This window comes from Oleiphilus sp. HI0125, from assembly GCF_001635355.1.
The window spans coordinates 1-1217 of sequence record NZ_LWGF01000590.1 but is presented as its reverse complement, the minus strand read 5'-3'; the positions used below and the strand labels follow the sequence as shown (position 1 = coordinate 1217).

Annotated in this window: 1 protein-coding gene; it reads left to right on the top strand. The window is 48.4% G+C overall.

The window, feature by feature from the left end; genetic code table 11:
* Nucleotides 1–1217 (top strand): tandem-95 repeat protein (locus A3762_RS07540; protein ID WP_156493326.1); only part of this gene is annotated, 1217 nt, incomplete at both ends.

Genomic DNA, 1217 nt, shown 5'->3' with positions numbered 1-1217 from the left:
TGTAACCCCGGCTCTTGTCGACGTAACTGTAACCGGCGTGAATGATCTGCCGGTCGCGCAGGATCAGAATTTCCAGATGAACGAAGACGGGACGATCACGCTTACAGATGGGGATCTGTTAACGGGAGCGTCGGATGTTGATGGCGATACGCTGAGTATCTCAGATGTTGCATACACAGGTACGGATGGAATCTTCACCGATAATAGAGATGACAGATATACCTTTGCACCGAATGAGAACTTCAATGGTAATGTCATCGTCGACTTTACCGTGTCTGATGGTCAGGGTGGTACAGATACGGCCCAAGCGAATATTGTAGTTGTTCCTGTGAATGACCCGCCAGTTTCAGGTGACTTGGCCTATGCAATTGATGAGGATGGGAGTATCACACTGAGCCAAGAACAGCTCTTGGCGCAAGCGAGTGATGTGGAGGGTGATACGCTCACGGCATTGAATCTACAGACAGCCAATCCGGAACTGACGATTACAGATAATGGTGATGGGACGTTCACGCTGACACCGGCTGCAAACTTCAATGGTGATCTCGATATTAGTTTCGATGTATTCGATGGTGAAGCGACAGTTGCAGCCAATATCGATTTGACAGTGAACCCAGTGAATGATCTGCCGGTCGCGCAGGATCAGAATTTCCAGATGAACGAAGACGGGACGATCACGCTTACAGATGGGGATCTGTTAACGGGAGCGTCGGATGTTGATGGTGATACGCTGAGTATCTCAGATGTTGCATACACAGGTACGGATGGAATCTTCACCGATAATGGAGATGACACATATACCTTTGCACCGAATGAGAACTTCAATGGTAATGTCACCGTCGACTTTACCGTGTCTGATGGTCAGGGTGGTACAGATACGGCCCAAGCGAATATTGTAGTTGTTCCGGTGAATGACCCGCCAGTTGCAGGGGATACGTCTTTCAGCATGAATGAGGACGGTACAATTACATTGACACCTGCACAGCTTTTGGCGAATTCAAGTGACGTTGAAGGTGATGTGAGTCTGCAAGGTGTTAGCTACTCAGGATCAGATGGAACGCTGAGTGCGAATGATGATGGCTCCTTTAGTTTTATTCCGAATGAGAATTTCAATGGTGACATTGTCCTCGATGTGGTTGTGTTAGATGCTGAGGGTGCGAGTGATACGGCCCAAGCGAATATCGTAGTTGTTCCTGTGAACGATGCACCTCAAGCAG